General features: G+C 56.2%; 1 protein-coding gene and 1 tRNA gene. Both read left to right on the top strand.

Going from position 1 to position 808, the window contains the following annotated elements:
- Window positions 1-273 precede the first annotated feature (273 nt).
- A tRNA-Ser gene (locus AC630_RS42060) sits at window positions 274-363 on the top strand.
- 161 nt (window positions 364-524) lie between these two features.
- Window positions 525-722 carry an Arm DNA-binding domain-containing protein gene (locus AC630_RS42055; RefSeq protein WP_245330671.1) on the top strand — a complete coding sequence of 66 codons (198 nt, stop codon included), beginning with the start codon at window positions 525-527 and terminating at the stop codon, window positions 720-722.
- The last annotated feature ends 86 nt before the right edge of the window (window positions 723-808 follow it).

Genomic DNA, 808 nt, shown 5'->3' with positions numbered 1-808 from the left:
CACCCGCTTCGAAAAGACGGCCCGAAATTACCGCGCCGTCGTCACTCTCGCCGCAATCGTCCTATGGATGCGATAAGTGTCCACACCGCCTAGACTAGACTAGTGGGAGAAGCTGACTTCAGACTGACGGACGGCGTGGTGTTGTGTCGCAGAAAGATCGGCGCGCCGCTTCAATTTTTCGGCTTTTTCCGCTCGGTCAAGAAGTCGCCGATCGCGTCGTCGAGACGTTGCGTTCGGCGGCTACCTCGGCTAAGTGCCTGCTCTATCTGTGAAGGAAGGGTGGCCGAGTGGTTTAAGGCACCGGTCTTGAAAACCGGCGTGCCCGCAAGGGTACCGTGGGTTCGAATCCCACCCCTTCCGCCAGTATATTGTTCTCCACTGTTCGCAGTCGTTCGAACTCCACAGTAAAATCAGTGACTTGCGCCAAAGGGCTGTACTTCGCAGTTCTCCGGTGTTCTCCCTAATCGGGACGCTGACCGTAGCTTTAGACCGTGGGTTCGGAGGACGGTTTTCCTGGAGGAACAATGGCTGGTCGGCTGAAACCACTCGACGTAGAGCGCCAAAACGAGCCCGGCAAATACGCCGACGGCGAAGGTCTCTACTTGATCGTCAATGGACCGACATCGAAGAGCTGGTCCTACCGATATTGGAAAGACGGCAAGGAGCGCTGGCACGGCCTCGGCTCCTTTAAGGATGTGTCGCTAGAGCATGTTGTCTTTTAGCGGAATCTGGATTCCCAGATGGGGCAATTTCTGATTCAAACTCCATGCTGGCGAACGGAGGCCAGCATGGATGACGCGACCGTTTT

The organism is Bradyrhizobium sp. AS23.2 (assembly GCF_001908185.1).
GTDB lineage: Bacteria > Pseudomonadota > Alphaproteobacteria > Rhizobiales > Xanthobacteraceae > Bradyrhizobium.
Note: the sequence above shows the minus strand (reverse complement) of the source record. Positions and strands in the feature narration are given on the sequence as shown.